The sequence below is a fragment of the Vibrio hangzhouensis genome, assembly GCF_900107935.1.
GTDB lineage: Bacteria > Pseudomonadota > Gammaproteobacteria > Enterobacterales > Vibrionaceae > Vibrio > Vibrio hangzhouensis.
In genome coordinates, this window is sequence record NZ_FNVG01000002.1 from 371,992 (window position 1) to 396,547 (window position 24,556).

Sequence of the window (24,556 nt, forward strand, 5' to 3'; positions counted from 1 at the left end):
ATTTCTCCTCATAACGATATTAAGCTCAGCCCAACTACCAAACAAGCCAGGGATAAGACTGTTCAAATGATATACAAATTGGATATCCATCACAATTGAGCTAAAGAAGTGATGATGAGGTCTACTATTGTCACTCAGTTCCTGATAAATTAAAAAACAAAACGTCGTTTTAAAAATTAAATCTTGAAACGTGCTTTTCTGAACGGTGACAGGTTTCTCTTTAAGACTCCAGCTTCTAACTCATGAAACTACGGGTACCTTCTGGTCAGTTAATCATTCCAAATTGAGATCGCAAACAATGAACCAATACAAAATTGCAGTCATCGGCGAATGCATGGTCGAACTGCAGCGAAACGGTGAACTGCTCAAACAAAGTTTTGGTGGTGACACTCTTAACACTGCTCTCTATCTCTCCCGTCTAACGCAAAATCACGATGTACATGTGAGCTATGTAACAGCGTTAGGTAATGACCCGTTCTCAGATGAGATGATAGATACATGGACTCAAGAAGGCATCGACACCAGTTTGATCCTCCGACTAAGCGATAAAATGCCTGGACTGTACCATATCGAAACAGACGAAACGGGTGAGCGCACCTTCTTCTACTGGCGCAATGATGCGGCTGCAAAGTTTGTTCTTGACCAAAGCGAATCAACAAAGTTACTGGAAGAGCTACTCACGTACAATGCGGTATACCTGAGTGGTATTACCCTCGCTATTCTGACCGACAACGGGCGTGACAAACTGTTCAGTTTCCTCAAAGCATTCAAAGATAGAGGCGGCAACGTTTTCTTCGACAATAACTTTCGCCCCAAATTATGGGAAAGCCGTGAACTTGCGATCAACACATACAGGGCAATGCTAAGTTATACCGATACCGCCTTACTGACCTTCGAAGATGAACAGGCACTATTTGGTGATATGTTTGTTGAACAATGTATCGAACGTACGAGCCAGGCTGGCGTCTCCGAAATTGCGATCAAACGCGGAGCGAAAGATTGCCTGATTGTCACGGGCAGTAAGGCAAGCTACGTGCCTCCTAAACCGGTGAACAAGGTAATAGATACGACAGCGGCTGGGGATTCATTTAGTGCTGGCTACCTGGCGAAACGCCTGACTGGCGGCAGCGCACTGGAAGCGGCGGCGGCAGGGCATAAAGTGGCAGGAGCCGTAATTCAACACCGCGGCGCAATAATACCCAGAATTGAAACACCAACACTCTAATTAGTAGGACAAATGAGATGACAACACTGAATGAAAAGCTAGCAGACTTGAAAGTAATTCCTGTAATTGCAATCAACAGAGTAGAGGATGCCCTTCCTTTAGGTAACGCGTTGGTGAATAACGGAATGCCATGTGCGGAGATCACTTTCCGCACAGAATGTGCTGCAGATGCGATCGCTGCTATGCGCAAAGAATTCCCAGACATGTTAATTGGTGCCGGTACTGTACTGACCAACAAGCAAGTGGATCAGGCCATCGAAGCCGGTGTCGACTTCATTGTCAGCCCTGGATTTAATCCCCGCACAGTACAGTATTGCCTGGATAAGAATGTACCTATCGTACCAGGGGTCAATAACCCAAGTCTGGTTGAACAAGCGATGGAAATGGGTCTTCGTACATTGAAATTCTTCCCTGCAGAACCTTCTGGCGGCGTCGCTATGCTCAAGGCACTTACGGCGGTCTACCCTGTCAAATTTATGCCTACGGGCGGTGTGAGCCTCAACAACGTAGATGATTACCTTTCTATTAACTCCGTACTTGCTTGTGGCGGTACCTGGATGGTTCCAACTAACCTGATTGATGACGGTCGTTGGGATGAACTAGGTCAATTGGTTAAAGACGCTGTTGCGCACGTAAACCAGTAAAGTGAATTTCTTACCGCACAGTGCACTCTGTGCGGTTTTCTATTACTGTGAACTTACCCAAGCGTGAAAACGGTCAAGCCAATTCCGCGCATCATGAGCCTTATTGACATAAGCACCAAATCCATGTCCCCCTTGTTCGAACAGTTCAAGCTTTGATGACACGCCATGCTCATTCAGAGCACTATGCAGTCGCTGACTATGTTCTGGAACTACACTGAGATCATCTTTGGCGTGCATAATCAACATAGGTGGAGTATCCGAAGTAATGCGGTGTTCTATTGAAAGCTCGGAAATCAGAGTCGGGTCGTTCAATTCGCTTTTTAAGGTCTGATACGATCCCAAATGAGTGATATCTAGATTCATCGAAACCACGGGATACATCAGACAAACAAACTTGGGCTTGTCGGATACTGGCAAGGTACTTAACCAAGCAGCTAAATGCCCTCCGGCAGAAAATCCCAACACCCCTACTTCATGGCCAATACAAAGAGTTTTGACCACATGCAATGCTTGCTGAGCATCCTGTATTGAAGCTATGTCTTGGTTTTTTTGGGTACAATCCGGTAATCGATAGTTGAGACAGAATGCGTGATAACCCATCTTAGCGAGACAACGACCAACTTCGATACCCTCATTGTCGATGGAGACAAACTGGTACCCCCCTCCCGGAATAATGAGTACGGCTTTACCGTTAGATACTTCTGGCACACACTCTACAAGCTCTGGAGCCGAGATATTGGAAATCAGCCTATGTGGCTGACGTAACGGATTCTCTGGTTGCTCGACTGTCATCGGCTTGAGGTCATTCACCTCGCTTACTGGCCAAAGTGCATGAACTTTTTCATCCTTTACAATCTCTGCCAACGAGTAAATAGATTCCATGACTACTTCAACCTTCCATCTGATTTCCCTGAATGGTTCATTCTATGTTAAGCAAAGCAATTACAGATCATCCTGACCTCACAAAATGAAAAAGCCAGCTATCAAATGTAGCTGGCTTTCAATCAACCTTGTTGCCGACAATCAATCGATGAGTGAACGAACGTATTCTGCAATTTCCGACACTTGGCAATTTGCAAAGAAGCACTCTTGGAACTGCGCGCTGCCCACCGCTTGCTTAACCAACTCTTGATCGATAGCCTTTAGTGACTCGACAACATCTTTACAAACAGCAGCTTTAACTTCGCTAAGAATCGCCGCGTTACGTTGCTGAGGTTCTGCACGTTCGATTGGGTAACCTTCACCACGTGCACCTGTAAATGCTTTCTCGAAGATGTAACGCACGTTGAGGTCACCTGCCCAACCAAAGCCTTTTGCAAACGCCAATGAGATAGCATTGCCATTGTTAATTTGGTTGAAAAGGAATGCATCGGATGGCTCTAGGCAGTAACCGCACACGACACCTGGGTGAAGATTGCTTGCCATCAACGCGCCTTGGCCGGTGCCACAGCCAGTCACGACAAAGTCCACAGCTTTTGAGTTCAAAAGAATGCTCGCCATGATACCAAGGTGAATGTAAGTCAGGTGGTGGTCATTTTCATCTGTCATGCCTACATTGAAAACGTCGTGACCTAAGTTGCCTGCCACAAGGTTTAGCTCTGAAGCAACCATCGCATTTTTCGGTGCTTGGCTGTTTTCCATCATTAGTGCAATTTTCATAACGTATCTCCAGCGACTTTTGTCGCCCAAATTCCAAATTTCTTACCAAATAACTGATTCGTTCTCAGTCGCCACGCTCATCTTTTACTGTGACGACTGCGTTTGACTCACTACCATTTTGTCATCGATATACATTCTATAAATAGTCACCGAATTAGTGACGATCAATGTCGCTTCTAACAACGTCCCGCCAATCGAACCTACAATGATATTGTTAATTAACCAACATGTCGCACCTATCAAAAAGCCCACTCGCATTTCAATACCTTTCAGCATGAATACACAGTAAGTACCGATAGCAGTACCAAGTATCGGCCAGATGTGAATAGCGCCCTCAGAGACAAAGAGGCCAAATACCACTGCAACTACAATGAATGCCCAAGCGACGAGTCTTGATTGAGTAAATATCGATGCCAGCGTTCGACTTGCGGACAACGCCGATGCAACCACTGACACCAACGAACCTAGTAAAAAGTAGTGAATCAGATGATTGATGTTGAAAACCACCATTAAGATTTTCAGTTGCTTGTCGTCCTTTTGGTAAAAGGTCGCCATGCCCAAACCAAAACTCAGAAAACCGAGTAGTTGACCGACAAACAACCAATCAATCATCGTTCTTTTATTCCTACTAGCGAGCTAGCCAACCACCATCAACAGCGATGGTGTAACCATTAATGTAATCAGACGCTTTCGACGCGAGGAATACACATGGACCCGCGAGATCTTCTGGCGTACCCCAACGGTCGGCTGGAATGCGCTCTAAGATTTCTGCATTGCGTTTTTCATCAGCACGTAGCGCTGCAGTATTGTTAGTCGCCATGTAGCCAGGTGCAATTGCATTAACATTGATGCCTTCTTTTGCCCACTCATTTGCCATAAGGCGAGTCACACCCATTACACCGCTTTTTGATGCTGTATAAGAAGGAACGCGAATGCCACCTTGGAATGACAGCATAGACGCCACGTTGATGATCTTGCCGCCTTCTCCTTGGGCAATAAACTGCTTGGCAACCGCTTGAGACATAAAGAACACCGACTTAATGTTAATGTTCATTACGTCATCCCAATCTTGCTCAGAGAAATCAATCGCGTCATTACGACGGATAATACCGGCATTGTTCACCAGGATATCGATACGACCTAGTTCAGTCACTGCGCGGTCTACGATGCCAGGAATGTCGTCTAACTTCATCAAGTTAGCACGAATATCGATAAACTTGCGGCCTGTTTCTTCCATTAGAGCGATGGTTTCTGTCGGCTCAACAATGTTAACACCGACAATGTCGCAGCCGGCTTTCGCTAGCCCTAATGCCATGCCTTGACCTAGACCAGTATCACATCCAGTGACGACCGCTACTTTGCCCTCAAGACTAAATGAATCAAGAATCATAATCCGTTCCTTTATTGGTGATGAAGTGGTGAACAAATCGGCATGCTCACTAAGTTGAAACTACATTACACAAAAAACATCAATGCTGAAAGAATTTTTTAAAACGATGTTTCAAAAAATCACTATAAATCATCATAGAGGTGACACAGGTCTCATAATTTTGGTTCTAAAATAATGAAATGGCTTTTCGAAATTGCTGACTGACCGTGGTATGTCCGCTATAATCATTTGAATTAAAAATTGATTTCAGAGAGTGAAATGGAAAGATCAAATCAACCAGAAGCGGTGTCTTCTGTATTAAAAGTGTTTAACATCCTGTCAGCACTCGCCGAGCAAAAAGAGATTGGAGTGTCTGAACTGTCTCAGCGATTAATGATGTCTAAGGCTACGACCTATCGTTTCTTGCAAACAATGAAAACACTGGGTTACGTGGAGCAAGAAGGCGAAGCGGACAAGTATGCGTTAACTCTCAAGCTATTCGAAGTCGGAGCAAAAGCCCTAGAGCATGTTGATTTGATCAAACTGGCCAACCGTGAAATGGAGACGGTACACAAAGTTACTCAGGAGACACTTCACCTTGGCTCACTAGAAGAAAATGCCATCATTTATCTGCACAAAATCGACTCCAGCTACCAGCTTCGCATGTATTCTCGCATAGGTAGACGCAATCCACTCTACAGTACGGCCATCGGTAAAGTGCTGATGAGTGACCTTCCAAAACAAGAAGTTTATGAGTTGCTTAAAGATGTCGAGTTTGTCAAACATACCGAACGCACCCACGCCAACATTGATGAACTGTGGGATGAACTCTGTATTGTTCGTGAACAACACTTTGGTGAAGATAACGAAGAGCAAGAACCGGGCCTAAGGTGTATCGCTGTACCTGTTTATGATCGCTTTGACAAAGCCATCGCAGCGGTATCAATGTCATTCCCTGTTATTCGCTTTGATGAAAAGAAAAAGTCTGAATATGTGGCGCTGCTGCATACCGCAGGACGTAATATTTCCTTGGCGCTGGGCTGCAAGAATTACCCTGTGTGAACCACATTATTGTATTAAAAGGAGCCAACCAAGTATTGGCTGGCTCCTTTTTCGACTCAATAATTCAAATCGTTCTAATACACATCAGTGCAGCGGTGCGCCAAATAGACTCCAACTATCACCATTGTCACGGCTTCGTAGTATCACACCATTATGAGCTTTAATACCATTGTAGAGATTCACCTCGGCACTGCCGCCCGTCTCAATAAGTTCTAACGGCCAACGCTCACGATACTGCTTCGCATGTTCATTATTTAAGAAGTGATGATAGAACCAATAGTTTAGGTACAGCTCATTGTCAGGCCCTACCGACAACTTGTGATAGTAGACGCTGTATCTGCCCTCTGCCGGGATGACTAGACTTCCCATGTCTTGCCAATCTTGGCCAAACGGTTTGCGCATATAATGCAAACTGTAGCGATCCTTTTCATCCACTTTACGAAACACCATATGAATCGTGTCATGACCATCTATGACCAATCCTGGGTACGTGTTGAAAGGGTCACCGTCACCATTAAGCGAAACAAGATCAATGGCATCACTCCACTCACCGGTAAGCTCTCCCCCCGAATCGGTCTCAGCCGTTAAGTACCTAAACGGTGCTTGGTGGCTGCCCGCAATCACGTGAAGACGCCCATCACTATCAAGCAAAATGAACGGGATATTGTGATTATCTGGAGACAAGCAACAGCTTCCCGTTGTTGTAAGGTACTTAGGTAGTGTCACCTCTCCTGTTAGATGGTTGTAACTGGCATAGTAAATGTCCGTATCGGTGGTATTGTTACCAAGGTTGCTGTCTAAACGAGCGAACACGAAGTGGGTCATATGACCGATCGTTGCGGTGCTGTTCATGCCTCCAGAGTGGGTATAACCCGCTATGTACTCCGTGATGCCACTTTCATCTCGAATCAGCGAGGTTGCTTGACCAATTTGCAAACCTTCTCCCGTTTTCTCGATCGGCACAAGCTGCGATTGATCGTATATCAGCACAGGCGGCACATCTCGATTAATGTTCCCTGTTGCCGCTTGGAAATTGTAGTGCCCATTCTGGTAGTGGCACTTGTCTGCTCTGGATGGCAACGAATAAGCTTGCCACTCTTTGAACTGACGTTTTCCTTGCTTTGAATAAAGTAAATTCCAAACCGTACCACCAGTAAGCGGCTTATCTACACAGGTAAGAAGGTAGGCATCGCCGTCATTATCAAACTCTACACGTTCATGGATAAGCTTAGCGCCTGACCACACCTTTCCATCCCAATCCGGCTGCTTCCACGCACTGCGAAGCGCATCATTTACCGAGTAGGCTTTCCAACCCTTGCGAGTTTTTACTTGAACAAACTGTTCAGTCGGAAAACCATAAGATGGATAAATCGTGCTGTTGTCACCTTTGGCTTCATAAGCGCCAGCTACCATGACTTCTCTCCCTTTGCTATCAAAGGTCACCATATTGGCAAGGTAGCGGGGATTGTAATCAAACATCTCACGCTCACGCTGGTAAAGGTCACGATACTTAAGCGGGGCACTACCTGGCACTACATCGTTCTGCCACTTGTCTGTATCCCATTCTAATTGTCCTTCATCCCAAGGAGATTGATGCAACATCTCCGCCGAACGGGCATAAAGTTCAGCCGCTTGCTCGTTGTCCAACGCGTGTGCATATACGGAGAGTTCATCCATTAGCCCAGAGTAATACTGCCCTTCCACATCGGAAGACATACCGATATAAACTGGCGCAGCATCTAAATTCGCCATTGTGACGTTGTTAGTTTCTGCGATACGAACTCCATCGACATAAAGCGTTGCAGTGCCGACAACATCTTGTTCTTGACCGAGCCATTTTTCAGGTTGGAAACTGGCGACAAAATGGGTCCACTGTTGATTGGTCACCACAGAGCCAACAACAGGTTCACCGTTACCGACTTGCAAAGACCAACGCCCTTGTTCATCAATAGCGATCACTCGTTGACTACTCAATTCACCGGCTTGCCAAATAGTCTGTTTATCGCCACCGACTCGTCTTGGTGATACCCATCCAGAGACACTCCAAGACAAAGCCTGCAACGCTTCACTTGCTGGCACTTCTATCCCCTGTCCCCGCTTAAACAGCAAGCCACGTCCTTTGGTGCCATCACGTTGGTGCTTTTTCCACTGCCCTTGCGTTTCTAATTTGCCATTGTGGTTGTTTTCTTCATCAAACAGCAGTTCACCCGACACTTCCGAGAATGACCAGTGCGCCTGGCGGCTCCATGTTTTGCGCTCCACTTGCTGTTGAGTTAGCGCGCCCGCAATGACTTCGACTTTGTCGATATTGCCTTGGAAGAAGTACTGCGCATCACTGCCGCGATAACCGATGCCCATTTTGGACTCAAGATTGGGTTGATACGGCACGCCACTAACCTGCTCAACAAGATGACCATCAAGGTACATACTGGCAGTTCCCAAATAACGGTTTTCACCAGTAAGTTCATCCGCGTTATAAGTGGCAATCACATGTTGCCAGCGGTCTGTTTGTGCCAATGCGTTACCTACTTTTTGCCAGGCTCCACCGCTATTAAGCCAGAATTGCCAGCGTTTCTCTGGCGTGAGATAGACTTGAAAACCTCCCTGTTCACCTCTCGAAGAGAGCCCAGCCTGATAGCCTGTTAGCTCACCAGTTGGCTTAACCAGCATAGAAACACTAAAGCTGCTTAAGTTCAGCTCTGGGTTAGAATCAACCCAAACGCCATCACCATAGCCATCGAAAGATAACGAACGCCCCTGACCCGTTTTACTATCTGTCTCCCAAGTTGGGGAACCGTATAAGTAGCCAGGGTGGTTGTATGCCAACTTGTCTTCAGGGTTAGGAGTCTGAGAAAGCGGCTCAACCACTTTAGTACCTTCGCCTTCATTCATCGGCCACATCGCCATAACAGAGTCCGGCTTGATATTGGAGGAATACAAAGAGGAAATTTGATACGTCGAGAGCGCAAGCGGGTAGTAATCGGCCTGTGAGACTAAGCCGTTAAAGAAATATTGATTGTTGCTACCACGATAGCCAATACCGGTCTTTGATAAGCCATCCGGTTGGTACTTGGCATCCACACTCGCAATTTGCTCGCCATTGATATGGATCGCGGCGCTGCCTTGGTAGATATTATCTTCGAGCTCTGATTGTTTATCAAAAGACACGGCGATGTGTGTCCACTGGCCGACAACAACCTTCGCCCCCTTCACCTTTGACCAGCCTTTTGGACTTTGTAGCCAAAACTCCCAGTATCCCTGCGGAGTGATATAGAGCACATAGCCTTGGGCAGCGCCACGTGTCGAGTATACCGCTTGATACTGATTCGATACGCCACTTGGTTTGACCCACAATGCGGTACTAAAGCTTGATGTCGCCATCTTCTTGCTAGCAGGAATAGTCAGGCCAGCACTCAATCCATTAAACTTGAGTGAATAGCCAGACAGAGAGTCAGGGGTATCCGACGACCACGCTGGAGGACTACCATAAGTCAAAAAGTTCGCAGAGAGATTCTCCGCTCGATAGAAGGTGTTTACGCTATCCTCAACAATGGATTGGTGAGGGGTGTCCATAGTCCAATGCGCGACAGTAGTGGTTGAAACTGGTGCTGCATAAGCCGTCGATACGCTGAGTGCACTGCACACTAATAACGCCATCGGCTTTGTTGATTCCATCATGTGCTTCTCCAATATAAGAGAGCCCTCACTAAGCCTAACAATGACCCAAAATAGTTATCCAATCAGACAGAAAAATAGTTCAAATCTAAATTTCAGATAGATCTATCCCATCAACTCTTTTGGAGTCATATTATAGTTCGTCGTTGTTACACAATATTGAGGGCTATTAAGGAGCTTATATAACTCGGTCTAGCTCCATACGTACCCAAATCCAATCACAATCGCATTATTCACTGCGCTGCTTCCATCTGGATTTTTTAGTCCATTCGCTTGATTTCGCCATTCAATAAATGGCTGGACGCCATCTCGAGTCCAGGTCATTCTTACTTCGTGATCCATTGTATTGACTTTATTATTCCCATAGAAATCTTGGTCTCCCTTTAATACATAGATATTTTTGTACCAAACGGAGATATCACTATCTTGGAATTGGTAGGCTATCTGATTATCAAAACGAAAATCCGTGTCTGATCCTTGCAGTTGATCATCTCGGTCAGCGAAGATATGTGCGCGTGTTCGATGGTATAGCGATACCCCGATTTCAAAGTTGTATCCTAACTTAACCAATGGACGATACTGAACTGTTTCCCCAGCTTGAACCAAGTTGTGGTAACCAACCGATGCCCAGAATCGGCTCTCTAGGTTAAGGTTCTGCTCCACCCCTAACGTCACCACAGGTAAAGGAGAGGCGTTGCCTTGTATTTGACCAATCGGTATACCATCTATCTCCATTAATAACCGAGTACCAGTATCAAAATTGTGTCCAGCCTCTACAGTCGAGGTCGATTTAGAACCAAGCAAGTACGTATCGTGGAATTGGACATTGGCATTTACGTAGCTATTTGCAGCCAAAGCGGGGCCGGTGGTTGCTGCCGCAACCACTGTAAGTAACGCTATTTTTTTCATTGTTTTTCTCTTCAGTTAAACATCAAGTTATTTCCTACCAATAACCTCTGAACTTAATTAACGCCAAACAGTTCAGGCAGATACATGGTAAAGAATGGGAAATAAGTTATTAACATCAATCCGATAAATTGCAGTGCAAAAATAGGTAATAAAGGTTTAATTATATTTGTTATTTTTTCTCCAGTGACGCTACAAGAAACAAACAGTACTGTGCCCACTGGTGGCGTAATTAATCCCATACAGAGGTTATAAACAATTACTACGCCAAACTGAACCGGGTCAATACCCAACATCATCGCGACAGGATAGAAAATAGGGGTAAAGATCAACAGCGCAGGTGCCATATCCATAAAGATACCAACAGCCAACAAAGTTAGGTTCATCAGCAATAACAGCAGCAGTTTATTTTCAGTCACACCGATGAGTATCTCACCAATTGCATCAGGAATACTTGCGAACGTCATGCTCCAGCTCATTAGCCCAGAGCAGGCAATCAAGAACAAAATGACAGAGGATGTCAGCGCCGAATCAAACAGCACCTTTGGCAATGTCTTCAAATTCATGGTTCGATAAGCAAACGACAATACCAAGCTGTACAGCACCGCAATACCACCAGCTTCAATCGCCGTAAATACGCCAGACAAAATGCCACCGATGATGACGAATATCATCGTAAGACTTGGTAGCGTTTTCCACACGGTTAGCGCTATCTGCTTCCAGTGATAATGGGTATTGTCGACGGGATATTTCAGTTTCTTGGCGTAGAAATACGCCACAATCATCACAGACAACCCCATCATGATCCCAGGGAGATAGCCCGCCAAGAACATAGCGGCGATCGACGCGCTACCACCCGTGATCATTGAATAGATAATGAAAATGCCTGTCGGTGGGATCATCATCCCTGTTGGCGCTGATGCCGCATTGATTGCTGTTGAGATAGGCATGTCATAACCTTTCTCTTTCGCCATAGGAGAAATAATGCCACCTATCGCGGTTGAGGCAGCGATGCCGGAACTGGATAGACAACCAAACAACATATTTGACAACACATTCGCCTGCCAGAGACTACCAGGGATACGTCGGCCAAGTAGCATCGCTAAATCAATCAAGCGTCTGGCAATCCCACCTTGGTTCATGATATTGCCCGCTAGGATGAAGAATGGCAGTGCCAAGAATCCAAAGCTCTCTAACCCGCCGAACAGTTTTTCACTCGCGGTCACCATCAACACATCGGCATCAATTTGCAAAGACAACACCCACAAGCCTGAGAATGCGAGTCCAACAGAGATGGGGATATTCATGGCCAGCAAAAAGAAGAATGCGCTAAACAACAAAACGGTTGAAGTGACCTCTAAGTGCTCATCCACTAAATATTCATACCACTGTGTTTGTTGCAGTGCACCCCACATCCAGTAGCTGCACAAACCAATAGCGATCATCACCGCTGCCGTGATCACAGTTGAGCGGTTTAACCCAACGAGCTCGATTACCCTTTTGAGCTGCATCAACACGAAGAACACACCAGAGATCACCAGAATACTTTGCAGTACCGACATGGATATCTGCAACATCGGTGAGGTAAACGCAGCGTTCTTTTGCATCGCGTTATAGCCACCGTAGATGATGATTGCCGCCAACAACACGATCAGTAGCGCGCTAAAAATGGTCAGCCATTTCTGATGGCGCTCAGAAAGCGCGTCGTAAATAATCGGCAGACTTAAATGAAACCCTTTAGAGAAACAAATGGATGAACCAATAAAGCTCAGCCAAATCATCAGATAGATCAGCATCTCCTGTGACAAACCACTTGGGTCATTGAGTACATAACGAGTAAACACCTGATAGACAATCAGAACGCTCATGATCCCCAGTATCACTGTGACCGTTTTTGACAACGCCACTTCACAGACGTGACACAGTTGATAGAGCGCACGCTCAATTCGAGCTAACGCAGACTCATTTGGGTTGTCGTTTAATCTCATGAGCTTTTCACGCATAACAGACTCCTAGATTGCGCAAAGAGAGAAAAAAGGTGAGGCCAAAGAGGACGATGACCCCACCCTAGGGGGTTAAAGAGAGCGATCTTGAAGCTCAAACATCTCTTTCAAGAATGGGCCTTTGTTGGGGTCCGCAAAAGCTCTTTCATAGATAGGCTTCATTGAGTCGATCATTGGCTGTTTATCAATTTCGACAAACTTGACCCCCAAATTTTTCTCAGCAAGATCCATGGACTCTTGTGCATCAGCCATGATGACTTCTAGCGATTTATCACTGGTCGCTTGCATGATGCGTTTAACAATCGCAGCGTCTTCCTCAGACATTTTGCCAAGCGCCTTCTCATTGATCACGATGAGATCGACCATACGAGTTTGCTCTGTTAGCACACCGTATTTCGCATATTCACCAAACTTGATGTCCCAAAGCGTACCAAGACCACCTTCACCTCCATCAATCATGCCTTGCTGCATTGCTGAATAGATTTCCGTAAAGTCGAGCGGCGTTGGAGATGCACCCATCAGCTTAAGCATTTCCATATAAGTCGGGCTTGCCATGCTTCTTAGTTTCAGGCCTTTGATATCTTCGACACTGTTAACTGGCTTAGTGGAGTAAATGCTACGTGGGCCAGTGTCCATAAACCCAACCACCTCAAAACCTTTTGAGTTAGTGGTCTGGAACAACTCTTTTTGCACCAATTCACTGTTCATTACCTGCTTAAACTCATCAAAACTGCGGAAGATAAACGGCAGATTAAGCACGCCAAATTTAGGTTCGATGTTTTCCATCATCGCACTGTTCACTAGCCCCATATCCACCACACCACTTTGGATCTGTTGCAAATACTGCGCTTGCCCGCCGAGTGTGCCATTAGCAAATACTTTAATTTTGACGCGCTTGTCAGTCTCAGCCGTTACATTTTGCGCAAACTCCTGCAGCAATTTGCCGGTTGCACTGTCCGCAGGCACGTTAGACGCAAGCTTGTACGTTTTCGCCATTACGCTTGGTGCGGATACCACCAGTAGAGTCGACATAATGACGGTCGCTAAATTCTTAAATTTCATAGTAATGTTCCTTATTGGATGTAAGTGATTGTACTATCACCAAAAAAAGTTAGTGTGCCCCATCGCACGCAATACAGCTTCGTAGTAGTAGTAATCGCCGTATGGCAACATTGAGTTGGCCAGATAATCGAGGTCAAGATCGTGCGCGACATGAACAAACGACGCCGCTTGATTGAGTAGCCCCTGAGCTTCTGGAATATTGGTCAGATCGCACTCTTCTCTGAGTGCGCCGAGCATCTTGAGTCCAAACTGATGGTATTGCTGCGCTCGCTCGCCTTCGCCGAATTTCTCCAACACTTGGCTCAGCAATAGTGCTCCAGCAGAGGTCACCGAGCCTGCAGAACTGTCTTTGTAAGGTACTTCATGCTCTGGTAAGCGGTAGTCCCAAATAGGGATATAGTCATCGCTAATATGTTCCATGACAAAATCCAGCAACTTGGCACTGATGTCGGCGTAACGCTTTTCACCCGACATTAACGCCAACTGAGCAAAGCCGTGGATTGCCCAAGCCTGTCCTCTGGCCCAGCAAGACTCGTCAGCGTAGCCTTGATAATTGCAGCCGCGGATAGGTTCATTGGTCGTGGTATCAAAATCGAAGGTGTGGAACGAACTCCAGTCGTCGCGAATAATGTGCTTGATCGTGGTTTCTGCTTGCTCAATCGCTACAGTCTTAAATGACTCGATATTGGTCTCGGAGTAGGCCCACATCAAAAGAGGCAGATTCTCCATACAATCAATAATGATCTTGCCTTGGATTTGCTCAGCGTGCTCTTTCCCTTCCGAGCCAGCCGTCCACGCCACCAAGTATTTTCCATTCCAGTTGAAACGGTTTCTCAGTGCCTCTGCGGCACGCAGTGCCAAAGCACGAGATTCTTGATTTCCTGTTAGCTTGTAATCAGCAACCGCACTTAAACTAAATTGAAAGCCCAAGTCATGATTCATTTGAATAGGCGTCGCAAGAATGCGCTCTAGATGGCCGTAACGCATTCTTGCTAGATTGCGATATTTGCTTTCACCAGACACCATGTAGGCCAGCCAAAGTTGCCCAGTCCAAAAAGAATCAGTCCAAAAGATGTCTTTGTGATAGCGCCACTGATACTCCGTTGGGCTCATACCCACCATAGGGTTACGCAGTCCAATACGCGGTGCGTTGCGCTCTATGCTCGCCAAAATATCTTGGCTCATTGTTTCGTATAAAGAACTCATGATTTACTGCTTCCTAATCGATTCATTGATTGATTATTAGGTTAGTGAGTTCGTTATCGACAAACCGTGACTACAAGTAAATTTGAAACACAGAGATCCAATGAAACGTTTCATGAATTGTTTCAGTTAAAACCTCGTGTTCACGCTCTGTTTCACGATTTTGTAGCCGTTATTATGGGTACCAAGCAGAAAGGTGACGTAACTACATACCTAACCGACTCAAACTTAATGAAATTTCTCATTTAGAGAATAACGTAAGGTTGGGTGAGCAAGAGAAAGCAAACTATGGCAAGAAAAAACAAAACCACTCTAGCCGATATCGCAAAAATGTGTGGTGTCTCCAAAGCCACGGTATCGCGGGTGATCAACCAGAGTGAATTGGTCAGTGATGAGGTTGTCAAACGAGTGCGCGAAGCGCTGCACGCCAATGACTACCGACGCAAGCAGCCTAAAATCAATATCCCGATGCCAGTGAATAAGATATTGGTATTAGGGGAGCAGGATCTCAACTCGCCCCACAGTTTCTTTGGCTCGATACTTCGTGACTTGAAGCAGCAGTGTATGGATCTCGATATTAGCATCGAGCTACTATTTCGGTCACAGCTCCTCATCAGCAATACAGAACAGGTGCTAACCCGAGCGCAAGCCATCATCGTATTAGGTATGGATGACGATGAACTGCTGGAAAGACTGCGGTCAGCCCACTTACCAGTACTGCTTATTAATGGCTATGACCCTAAAATGCAGTTCCCTAGTGTCACACCAGATTACTATTTAGGAGGACAACTGGCAGCGGATTATCTATTCTCACTCGGACACAAAAAGATTAAGTGTATTACCGCTAACATCAAACCCACGCTTTACCAACGCACAGAAGGCTTCAAACGCAGTCTTTGGAGCCGTGGCATCACTTCTCCCGACTCTTCCATCATAGATTTAGCGCCCTATATTCTCGAAACAGGTAACTTAAGCGAAGACGTCAAACACTTAGGCACCGACTTTGGGGCACATAAATGGATCCCTGACATGATAAGAGACGGGGTATTTTCAGACTGTACGGCGATATTCTGTATTTGCGACATGGTCGCAATGACACTGATTGAAGCTCTGAGAACACAAGGCATCCGCGTCCCTGATGATATTTCGGTATTGGGCTTTGATGACGTCGATATTGCCGAGCTCTCCACTCCACCACTGACCACTATACGCACCGACCACAAGCGCATTGCAAAAGTGGCTATTCACAACCTGATCCAATCGATAAACGAAGGGGGAGATACCGTAACACGCACCTGCGTATCAGTCTCACTGGTCAAACGCTTGACGTGCCGAGAATATAAAAATGCTTAAACATCTCTCCTAGGCAATGATCGGCGAGAGAGGTCGCGAGCCAATATCAACGCCAGTCCGAATATCTGCAGGAATACGGCGATGTTTTTGTAGTACGCCATATCCTCTTCAACTCTGGCGAGGGTCTCAGACAATCCCAGGTTATCTAGGTATAACTCATCTATCAGCTCACGCTGTGCATCTTGTGCAGCGTCAATCACACCCATTAACTCAGGGAGATATTTTATGTCGATAGGAGGTAGCTCAGTGCCCACCCATTGATACAGTTGGCCTGTAAGCATGTCCACAACTTCCGGTTTTATGGCAGCGCCATCAAGGTGCAGCAGCAAAGCCTCTCGCTTTCTTTCCAGCGTCTCCACCTGATTCCAGGCAAGTTGCATCGAATATACGTTGGCTTCTTTACGCTCCTGAAGCATGGCAATACCACTGGACATTTTATCCAGCACCTGGCTTGTTAGCACAATGGCCATGACATTTAGAATCAGGCCAATTGTGACCATTACCCAAGCAGGTGGGAATCTCAATTTCATCGCTGGCCACAACTTGTTGAACAAGATTTGCAGAAGCGGAACATCATTAGATCAGGACACGCTGAATCAAAGAACAGAATTCCCATAATTGAGCCTTATTTTCTATCAAGTTAGATTTATTGAGTGTAGATCAGAGCTCCATTTTCTTCAGGCAAAACAAAGCCCGGCTTGTGCCGGGCTTAATACTTTCGAGAGTTTACTAGCCAACGTATTTGTAGAAGACCGTAGACAATGGTGGCAGACGCAACGCCAGTGACTGAGGTTGTGCTTCACTCTCCACCGACTCAGTTACTGCCGTTTGCACAGTCCCAAAATCACTGCCCGCATATTGACGATCGTCGGTATTGAGCAGCAGCTCATACTTGCCCGCTAATGGCACACCCAAACGAAATGCCTCATGAGGTACTGGCGTAAAGTTACTGATGATTAGAATGCGTTCACCCGTTTCGCTGATTCGCTCATGAGCAAGGATACTCGCCTCTGCTGCATCTTGAAGACGCCACTCGAAACCTTTCGGCTCTGAGTCCAACTCGTAAAGTGCTTTTTCATCACGGTACAGTAAGTTGAGATCTTTAGTCAGTGCTTTCACACCTTGATGACGCTCAAAGTCCAGTAAGAACCATTGCAATTGATCGTCATGGTTCCACTCTCCTGTCTGACCAAATTCCGCCCCCATGAAGTTCAGCTTCTTACCCGGCTGCGCGTACATGTAACCAAGATATGCGCGAAGGTTGGCCGTTTGCTGCCACTCATCACCTGGCATCTTGTTATGAATTGAGTGCTTTCCGTATACCACTTCGTCGTGAGACAAAGAAAGGACATAATTCTCACTATGCGCATAAACAAGCGGGAATGTGATGGTATCGTGATGGTATTTTCGGTTAATAGGATCTTCTTGAATATAAGAAAGGCTGTCGTGCATCCAACCCATATTCCACTTGAAACCAAAACCTAATCCACCCATAAAGGTCGGTGCAGAGACGCCCGGGAAAGCGGTGGACTCTTCTGCAATGGTCATCGCATTAGGGAAGTGTTTATACACTTCTTCATTCATCCACTTCAGAGTCGCAATGGCGTCATAATTCTCACGGCCACCATCCGCATTTGGGATCCACTGATCGTGACTACGCGAGTAATCAAGATAGAGCATAGATGCCACCGCATCCACACGAATACCATCGATATGGAATTGTTCAAACCAGTAAAGTGCATTTGATACTAAGAAACGACGAACATGCTCACGACCGAGGTCATAGATGTACGAGTTCCAATCTTGATGCCAGCCACGACGCGGGTCTGGATCATGGAACAGCGGCGTACCATCAAAGTTGGCAAGGCCATGGTCATCCGACGGGAAATGTGCAGGAACCCAGTCTAATACAACACCCAACCCAGCTTGGTGACATTGATCGACGAAGTATTTGAAGTCATCGGGTGAGCCAAAACGGCTGGTCGGTGCAAATAAACCAACAGGTTGGTAGCCCCATGAGCCGTAAAACGGATGTTCTGAAACCGGCATCAACTCAACATGGGTATAGCCCATATCCGTCAAGTAAGGGATAAGTTGCTCGGCCAGTTCACGGTAGTTAAGGAAGTCACCATTGTCGTTGCGCTTCCATGAACCAGCATGCAACTCATAAAATGACAGGGCCTCCTTACGCTTTTGTGTCACAGGTCTTGATTGCCACTTTTGGTCTTGCCACTGGTAACGATCGTGATTATACGTCACGGAAGCGAACGACGGATATTGCTCCGCGTAGAAGCCCCAAGGGTCGGCTTTGTGTGGCAAACCCTCCCCATCAGGCCCTTTCATTTCAAACTTATACTGTTCACCTTCTGGCAAATTAGGTATAAAGATACCCCAAACACCATAATCAAGGCGCTGCATTGGATTTCGACGACCATCCCACGCATTAAAACTACCGACTAAACTCACCGCCGTTGCATGTGGCGCATAAACCAGAAAGCGAGTGCCTTCAATCATCTCACCATCACGCTCTAATGAGATAAACTGGGAACCCATCTGGTGATACATCTCTTTGGGTGTATGCAATTCATCATATTCAGCATACAAAGCGTGGTACTGGTACGGATCATCAAGCAATTGCTCGGTACCGTTCCAGTCGACAGCCAGTTGATAATGAGAAAATCTCAAATCCAAATCTGATTTCAAAACAAACCCGGAATCTTCATCTCTCTCTAACGGCAACCTGTCCCCCGATGCAAGTTGTACCGAGACAGCATCTGCACCTGGCATCCATACTCGCAGCGACACTTCGTCTTCCTGCAGGTATGGACCTAAAAATGAGAATGGGTCAGCAAACGATGCACTCGAGAGTCGATCGTACGCCTGTTTTTGTCTTCTAAGCCCTTTTTTATTCAACGTTCATCTCCCTCGACCTAAAGCCTCTTGTTTATTTTTGTTAAAACCAATCATTGGTTTCACTGACGTTTGAGGCACGATAAAAAAGCCCGCACAGCGCGGGCTACCAGCAAGTTTTCATTGTACTGGATTAGCACAATACAGGAAGTGATTTAACCCTGATTTTCGGGTGCAATACGGTAATTTAGACATTAATTTACAATATAAATCGCACTATCTATCAGGCAGAAAAAAAAGCACGACCCTCGGAAATGACAGAACAAATTTCCGAAAGAGTCGTGCTTTGTTAGCGATATTGAGAAGTGTTATTTACTGGCTTCTGCGCGCACTTCTGTTAGTCGTCTGGCGATGCGATTTACACCTTCTTGAGAGAAAATTTGCTCAAGATTCATCGATAGCTTGCGGCGCCAGTTTGGATACTCATTGACAGTTCCCGGAATGTTAACCGGCTTATCCATCTCCAGCCAATCTTCCAGCTGTACGCTCAGCAATGTTGATGCACCGGCAGCAACATGCAACTGAAGTGCTTCACTAAGGTAGGAATCCATTGGAACCAGACTCGCGTCACGTCCTACACCCTCAGGTAAATAACCATGCCACGCTACGCTATCAAGAATGCCTTGTTTGCATTCCAGACGGTCGTCAAATAAACCTTCTAGCTGCTCTGCATCCGGGTACAGACCAATCTCTTGCCCCATTTTCAAGTCATCACAGTGCCAGAAACCGCGTAGGGTTGGCATATCGTGAGTACACAGTGCTGACATCGATTGCTCAGCATAATGTTCAGGTGAGATAAAACCGCCATCTTCCGCTGTTTCGAAGAAGAATACCTTGTAAGAGTGAACGCCAGCGTCACGCAGGATTTCAACAATCTCATCAGGTACGGTTCCCAAGTCTTCACCTATCACGCTACACTCATGACGGTGTGACTCCAACGCCAGGATGGCTAACATGTCTTCTACCGGGTAGTAAATGTACGCCCCTTTGGTCGCATTTTCACCTTTTGGAATCCACCAAAGACGTAGTAAGCCCAATACGTGGTCAATGCGCAATGAACCACAGTGCTTCATGTTGGCACGCAGCAGTTGAATGTACGCATCGTAAGACGTTGCTTGCAGCACTTGTGGGTTTAGTGGCGGAAGGCCCCAGTTTTGACCTAGAGGACCAAGAATGTCCGGTGGCGCACCGATGCTGGCATCCATAACCAGATTGCCGTTGTCGGCCCAGGTTTCAGAGCCAGAATCTGCAACGCCAACCGCTAGATCACGATAAAGACCCACGGCCATGCCTTTCTCTTCTGCAAGCGCCTGAGCTTCATTGATTTGCGTGTCAGCAATCCATTGCAAGTACATGTAAAGCTGAACTTTATTCTGGTTGTCTGCAATGTACTTCTGAGTTGCTGTGTTTTCAAAACGACGGTACTTCTCTGGGAATACCGGCCAGCCCCACATGCTCGAATCTTCCGCATGCAGTTCCCCATGAATCGCGTCAAACGCGGCTTGATGCAGCAAGCTTTCGCCACCTTCCTCAACAAAATCGAGGAACAGACGAGCGCGTTCAGATTGCTTGTCCAGATGTCGAGCCTTGAACTCTTCAAACAGCAGTGGCAATACACTCATTTTAAGCTCGGCCACTTCACTGTAATTTACCCAGTGTGAGTCACGCGCTTTTTGCAGGCGCGTCTGGAATTCTGAGCTACCCACTTTTTGCTGGGCATCAGCACTTAAAGCGAACTCGGCCACAGAGCTTACATCGATGTACAAAATGTTGAGCCAACGGCGCGATGACGGACTATACGGGCTTGCGCCTTCCGGATTCGCCGGGAACAGTGAATGGATAGGGTTCAGGCCAACAAAATCACCGCCACGAGCCGCAATGTCTGCCACTAACTGTTTAAGGTCTCCAAAATCACCGATACCCCAGTTGTGCTGAGTGCGTAACGTATAAAGTTGTACACTTGGGCCCCATAGCTTTTTGCCCTCGTTAATCGCACTTTGCTTGTAACAAGCACGAGGGGTACGAATAAGCGTCATCTCATACGGTGCTTTACGACGCTTACGCTCTAAGTAAAGCTTGTGATAGCCCCATGGAAGGTTGTTTGGTAACGCAAATACTAAAGGGCCACCCTCAGCACGTTCATCACGAACGATCTGAGATTGAAGATAGCCTTCAAGTACTTCTCCTTGCTCAGTCACCAGACGCCAGCTGAAATCGCTTTCTCTAGCACTCACACCTAGATGAAGTTCTACTTCAACCGCATCGCCATCTTTCACGACAAGCACCGGGTCAAGCACTTCTTTCTTGTGCTTTTTCTCCGCAGATTTCAGTAAAGTGTCATCATTTGTGGTGTCATAGCCTAAAGACGCAAGCAGATGAAGAATGGTTTCGTCTTCTACTTTGGCTTCATCGCCCCACGCACTGACGTAGCTGTCGGCTATTCTTGCCATTTCAGCAACTTGTTTTAATGCTGTTTGTTCTGTCATCGCTCTCTCCGAAGGACTTCTTTACCTTCAAATCGGTAGGGTTATTTATTCTTTAAGGAAAAGCCAAGGTACCCCTATCCCTTTAGAAATCGAGGTACCTTGGTCTGATTTATTAGCGAGAAACCGCTTCTAGTTTCCAGATGTTATTCACATAGTCGCGAATAGAGCGGTCTGATGTGAACTTACCAACCAATGCTGTGTTAAGAATCGCTTTCTTAGCCCAACCAGCTTGGTCTTGGTATTGTTTGCCCATGTCTTCATGCGCTTTCACATACGACGCGAAGTCCGCCAGACATAGGTACGGGTCGCCACCGTCAAGTAGGCTGTCGTAGGTTGCACGCAGTAGACCTGGTTGACCTGGAGTGAATTCTTCACCTACAAGTAGGTCTAGAGACGCTTTCAATAGTGGATCTGCATTGTAGTAGTCGTAAGGGTTGTAGCCTGCAGCTTTAACACGCTTAACGCCTTCAACATCTAGACCGAAGATGTAGATGTTTTCATCGCCAACTTCTTCGCGGATTTCAACGTTCGCACCATCCATCGTACCGATAGTCAGAGCGCCGTTTAGAGCCATCTTCATGTTACCTGTACCAGATGCCTCTTTACCCGCTAGCGAGATTTGCTGAGAAACGTCTGCTGCTGGGATGATGATCTCAGCCATGCTTACACGGTAATCAGGGATGAATACCACTTTAAGCTTGTTACCTACGCGAGGATCGTTGTTGATCTTGTCTGCAATTTTGTTCACCGCGAAGATGATCTCTTTCGCTAGGTGGTAACCCGGTGCTGCTTTCGCTGCGAAGAAGCAAACACGTGGCACACAGTCGAAACCAGGTTCGTTGATGATGCGGTGGTATAGAGACAAGATGTGTAGCAGATCTAGGTGCTGACGCTTGTACTCGTGCAGACGCTTGATTTGAACGTCGAAGATAGCGTTAGTATCTAGCTCGATGCCCATGTTTGCAGAAACCCAATCAGCTAGACGCTGTTTGTTTTCTTTCTTAACAGCCATGAACTCTTTCTGGAACTTCGCGTCAGTTGCGTACTTCGCAATACCTTCTAGCTGCTCAAGTTTAGCTGGCCACTCTGCACCGATTTTTTCAGTGATAAGCGCTGACAGACCTGGGTTACAGAACTTCAACCAACGACGTGGCGTGATACCGTTCGTTACGTTGTGTAAACGAGTTGGGTACATTGCGTGGAACTCTGGGAACAAGTCTTTTTTAACCAACTCAGAGTGAAGGGCAGCTACACCGTTAACCGCGTATGAACCGATAACACATAGGTTAGCCATACGAACCATGCGGTGGAAACCTTCCTGGATGATAGAAAGCTTCGCTTGCTTCTCACCATCACCAGGCCACATTGCGCGTACTTCTTGTAGGAAGCGGTGGTTGATTTCGAAAATGATTTCCATGTGACGTGGAAGTAGACGCTGGATTAGCGACTCAGACCAAGTCTCTAGTGCTTCTGGAAGTAGTGTGTGGTTGGTGTATGCAAAAGTCTTAGAAGAAATCGCCCACGCCTCATCCCAGCTCATGCCTTTCTCATCAAGAAGGATGCGCATTAGTTCAGGAATCGCAATTGTTGGGTGCGTATCGTTAAGCTGAATCGTTTCTTGTTTAGGAAGATCCGCTAGCGAATAACCTGCTGCTTCGTGACGACGTAGAATATCGCGTACAGAAGCTGCTGAGTGGAAGTACTGCTGCATTAGACGCAGAGTCTTACCTTTCTCGTGGTTGTCATTCGGGTATAGCACTTTAGTGATGTTGCCCGCGTCGATTAACGCGTGCTGTGCTTCGAAGTAGTCACCGTTGTTAAAGCTCTCTAGAGAGAATGGTGCGATCGCCTGGCATTCCCAAAGACGCAGTGGGTATACAGTGTCTGACTCATAACCAACAATTGGCAGATCCCAAGGCATTGCTTTTACCGTCATGCCCGGAACCCATTTGCGTACTTCTTTACCGTTCTCGTTTACAACTTCAACGTGACCGTAGAATCCGATTTCCTGCGCAAGTTCTGGACGCGCTACTTCCCATGGGTAGCCTTCCACACCACACCATGCGTCTGGTGCTTCTTGTTGACGACCATCTTTAAATGATTGCTTAAATAGACCGTACTCATAGTGCAGACCGTAGCCTACCGTTGGATATTCTTGTGCGGCACATGAATCCATGAAACATGCCGCCAGGCGACCCAAACCACCATTACCTAATGATGGATCACGCTCTTCTTCTAACAGGTCAGTCAGGTTATGACCAAGTTCAGCCATCGCTTCTGTAATTTGCTCATACAGACCCATGCTGATTAGGTTGTTGCCCGTTAAACGGCCGATTAAGAATTCAAGCGATAGGTAGTTCACACTCTTCGCTTTCTTGATGCGTTCGTCCGCCTCTGTTGCCAATAGGTCAAAAGTGGTTAGCTCAGCAAGAGCACGACCCATTGCCAGATACCATTGACGCTCAGTCGCTGTCTCGACTGTTGTTGCGTAAGTAGCAGATAGGTGCTTTTTGACACTTTCTTGGAAAGAAGCTTTATCGAATTTTTTCTGTTGCGCAGGCTTCATTACGAAATCTCACTTTAAGTTTTATCCATCTGTCCCATATCGTGCATGGTGACGTTTCCATAAACATCCTCCTAGTTCCCACTCCGTGGAGGATGAGTGAAGAGGGCGTAGGGGGCGTACTCCCCTCCGCTTAGTGATCGATCTCCCATTCTTCTTACTGATTGTGTTTATTCTGGTGATAGCGATCACGCCAAGCTCACTTTTCACTCTAAGCGCTAAATAAGAAACAATTGCTATGCAATGAGCAAGCAAATACAAATTCTGCAATTCAGATCACAATTAGCCATGAAAAAATACCCGCACAGGGGTATTTTTTTGTATACATGCGCAACCAAACCGCGACTCAAACCGTCATTAAAAGTGACATACTTCACACTTATGAGGCGTAGTCCCGGTCATAGAGGCTAAAAAAATCAAAATATCGCCCTCGATC

General features: G+C 46.4%; 17 protein-coding genes. 4 read left to right on the plus strand and 13 right to left on the minus strand.

Annotation, left to right across the window (positions count from 1 at the left end):
- The first annotated feature begins 298 nt into the window (after positions 1-298).
- A complete protein-coding gene (gene kdgK, locus C4S60_RS03505; RefSeq protein ID WP_103878937.1) occupies positions 299-1,225 on the plus strand; it encodes a 2-dehydro-3-deoxygluconokinase in 927 nt (308 codons plus the stop codon).
- Between the two features lie 17 nt (positions 1,226-1,242).
- The gene (locus tag C4S60_RS03510) at positions 1,243-1,869 is read left to right on the plus strand and encodes a bifunctional 4-hydroxy-2-oxoglutarate aldolase/2-dehydro-3-deoxy-phosphogluconate aldolase (RefSeq protein ID WP_103878938.1); all 627 of its coding nucleotides are present in this window, start codon (positions 1,243-1,245) and stop codon (positions 1,867-1,869) included.
- Positions 1,870-1,911: 42 nt separating this feature from the next.
- Here C4S60_RS03510 and C4S60_RS03515 read toward each other — a convergent pair whose 3' ends face one another.
- From C4S60_RS03515 to kduD, 4 genes are all read right to left on the minus strand, one after another.
- Positions 1,912-2,751, minus strand: coding sequence for an alpha/beta hydrolase (locus C4S60_RS03515; protein ID WP_103878939.1), 840 nt, complete (start codon positions 2,749-2,751; stop codon positions 1,912-1,914).
- Between the two features lie 141 nt (positions 2,752-2,892).
- A complete protein-coding gene (locus C4S60_RS03520; RefSeq protein ID WP_103878940.1) occupies positions 2,893-3,528 on the minus strand; it encodes an RpiB/LacA/LacB family sugar-phosphate isomerase in 636 nt (211 codons plus the stop codon).
- Positions 3,529-3,612: 84 nt separating this feature from the next.
- Positions 3,613-4,140 carry a YgjV family protein gene (locus C4S60_RS03525; RefSeq protein ID WP_103878941.1) on the minus strand — a complete coding sequence of 176 codons (528 nt, stop codon included), beginning with the start codon at positions 4,138-4,140 and terminating at the stop codon, positions 3,613-3,615.
- Positions 4,141-4,156: 16 nt separating this feature from the next.
- Positions 4,157-4,918: a 2-dehydro-3-deoxy-D-gluconate 5-dehydrogenase KduD gene (kduD, locus tag C4S60_RS03530; RefSeq protein WP_103878942.1), complete on the minus strand. Its 762-nt coding sequence runs from the start codon at positions 4,916-4,918 to the stop codon at positions 4,157-4,159.
- Positions 4,919-5,176: 258 nt separating this feature from the next.
- Between kduD and kdgR the strand changes: the two genes are divergently transcribed.
- Complete coding sequence (kdgR, locus tag C4S60_RS03535) at positions 5,177-5,959, plus strand: DNA-binding transcriptional regulator KdgR (RefSeq protein ID WP_103878943.1); 783 nt, start codon at positions 5,177-5,179, stop codon at positions 5,957-5,959.
- An 84-nt stretch (positions 5,960-6,043) separates the two neighbouring features.
- Here the strand turns inward: kdgR and C4S60_RS03540 are convergent, their stop codons facing one another.
- The 5 genes from C4S60_RS03540 to C4S60_RS03560 all read right to left on the minus strand — a co-directional run bounded on the left by C4S60_RS03540 (position 6,044) and on the right by C4S60_RS03560 (position 14,811).
- Positions 6,044-9,637 (minus strand): LamG-like jellyroll fold domain-containing protein, encoded by a 3,594-nt coding sequence (locus C4S60_RS03540; RefSeq protein WP_103878944.1) that lies wholly within the window; start codon positions 9,635-9,637, stop codon positions 6,044-6,046.
- A gap of 189 nt (positions 9,638-9,826) precedes the next feature.
- On the minus strand, positions 9,827-10,543 hold the full coding sequence (locus C4S60_RS03545; RefSeq protein WP_103878945.1) for a porin: 717 nt from the start codon (positions 10,541-10,543) through the stop codon (positions 9,827-9,829).
- Between the two features lie 53 nt (positions 10,544-10,596).
- On the minus strand, positions 10,597-12,543 hold the full coding sequence (locus C4S60_RS03550) for a TRAP transporter large permease (RefSeq protein WP_103878946.1): 1,947 nt from the start codon (positions 12,541-12,543) through the stop codon (positions 10,597-10,599).
- A 72-nt stretch (positions 12,544-12,615) separates the two neighbouring features.
- Positions 12,616-13,605, minus strand: coding sequence for a TRAP transporter substrate-binding protein DctP (gene dctP, locus C4S60_RS03555; protein WP_103878947.1), 990 nt, complete (start codon positions 13,603-13,605; stop codon positions 12,616-12,618).
- A gap of 36 nt (positions 13,606-13,641) precedes the next feature.
- Positions 13,642-14,811, minus strand: coding sequence for a glycoside hydrolase family 88 protein (locus tag C4S60_RS03560; RefSeq protein ID WP_103878948.1), 1,170 nt, complete (start codon positions 14,809-14,811; stop codon positions 13,642-13,644).
- A 285-nt stretch (positions 14,812-15,096) separates the two neighbouring features.
- On the opposite strand from C4S60_RS03560, the gene C4S60_RS03570 reads away from it, so the two are divergent.
- On the plus strand, positions 15,097-16,161 hold the full coding sequence (locus tag C4S60_RS03570) for a LacI family DNA-binding transcriptional regulator (protein ID WP_103878950.1): 1,065 nt from the start codon (positions 15,097-15,099) through the stop codon (positions 16,159-16,161).
- On the opposite strand, the gene C4S60_RS03575 is transcribed toward C4S60_RS03570, so the two are convergent.
- The 4 genes from C4S60_RS03575 to C4S60_RS03590 form a co-directional block, all read right to left on the minus strand.
- Positions 16,158-16,691 (minus strand): DNA mismatch repair protein, encoded by a 534-nt coding sequence (locus tag C4S60_RS03575; protein ID WP_103878951.1) that lies wholly within the window; start codon positions 16,689-16,691, stop codon positions 16,158-16,160. The two genes, C4S60_RS03570 and C4S60_RS03575, sit on opposite strands and share 4 nt — an antisense overlap.
- 199 nt (positions 16,692-16,890) lie before the next feature.
- Entirely contained in the window at positions 16,891-19,074 is a 2,184-nt protein-coding gene (gene glgB, locus C4S60_RS03580; RefSeq protein ID WP_103878952.1) for a 1,4-alpha-glucan branching protein GlgB, read from the minus strand.
- 305 nt (positions 19,075-19,379) lie between these two features.
- A complete protein-coding gene (gene malQ, locus C4S60_RS03585) occupies positions 19,380-21,557 on the minus strand; it encodes a 4-alpha-glucanotransferase (protein ID WP_103878953.1) in 2,178 nt (725 codons plus the stop codon).
- A gap of 112 nt (positions 21,558-21,669) precedes the next feature.
- Positions 21,670-24,123, minus strand: coding sequence for a glycogen/starch/alpha-glucan phosphorylase (locus tag C4S60_RS03590; protein WP_103878954.1), 2,454 nt, complete (start codon positions 24,121-24,123; stop codon positions 21,670-21,672).
- Positions 24,124-24,556 lie beyond the last annotated feature (433 nt).

What these genes read in the sequence shown, in the direction of transcription:
- C4S60_RS03560 (WP_103878948.1), bottom strand. Translation starts at nt 14,811, where the DNA reads ATGAGTTCTTTATACGAAACAATGAGCCAAGATATTTTGGCGAGCATA.
- kdgR (WP_103878943.1), top strand. Translation starts at nt 5,177, where the DNA reads ATGGAAAGATCAAATCAACCAGAAGCGGTGTCTTCTGTATTAAAAGTG.
- C4S60_RS03550 (WP_103878946.1), bottom strand. Translation starts at nt 12,543, where the DNA reads ATGCGTGAAAAGCTCATGAGATTAAACGACAACCCAAATGAGTCTGCG.
- C4S60_RS03575 (WP_103878951.1), bottom strand. Translation starts at nt 16,691, where the DNA reads ATGAAATTGAGATTCCCACCTGCTTGGGTAATGGTCACAATTGGCCTG.
- C4S60_RS03525 (WP_103878941.1), bottom strand. Translation starts at nt 4,140, where the DNA reads ATGATTGATTGGTTGTTTGTCGGTCAACTACTCGGTTTTCTGAGTTTT.
- C4S60_RS03545 (WP_103878945.1), bottom strand. Translation starts at nt 10,543, where the DNA reads ATGAAAAAAATAGCGTTACTTACAGTGGTTGCGGCAGCAACCACCGGC.
- kdgK (WP_103878937.1), top strand. Translation starts at nt 299, where the DNA reads ATGAACCAATACAAAATTGCAGTCATCGGCGAATGCATGGTCGAACTG.
- C4S60_RS03570 (WP_103878950.1), top strand. Translation starts at nt 15,097, where the DNA reads ATGGCAAGAAAAAACAAAACCACTCTAGCCGATATCGCAAAAATGTGT.
- C4S60_RS03515 (WP_103878939.1), bottom strand. Translation starts at nt 2,751, where the DNA reads ATGGAATCTATTTACTCGTTGGCAGAGATTGTAAAGGATGAAAAAGTT.
- C4S60_RS03520 (WP_103878940.1), bottom strand. Translation starts at nt 3,528, where the DNA reads ATGAAAATTGCACTAATGATGGAAAACAGCCAAGCACCGAAAAATGCG.
- malQ (WP_103878953.1), bottom strand. Translation starts at nt 21,557, where the DNA reads ATGACAGAACAAACAGCATTAAAACAAGTTGCTGAAATGGCAAGAATA.
- kduD (WP_103878942.1), bottom strand. Translation starts at nt 4,918, where the DNA reads ATGATTCTTGATTCATTTAGTCTTGAGGGCAAAGTAGCGGTCGTCACT.
- dctP (WP_103878947.1), bottom strand. Translation starts at nt 13,605, where the DNA reads ATGAAATTTAAGAATTTAGCGACCGTCATTATGTCGACTCTACTGGTG.
- C4S60_RS03540 (WP_103878944.1), bottom strand. Translation starts at nt 9,637, where the DNA reads ATGATGGAATCAACAAAGCCGATGGCGTTATTAGTGTGCAGTGCACTC.
- C4S60_RS03590 (WP_103878954.1), bottom strand. Translation starts at nt 24,123, where the DNA reads ATGAAGCCTGCGCAACAGAAAAAATTCGATAAAGCTTCTTTCCAAGAA.
- C4S60_RS03510 (WP_103878938.1), top strand. Translation starts at nt 1,243, where the DNA reads ATGACAACACTGAATGAAAAGCTAGCAGACTTGAAAGTAATTCCTGTA.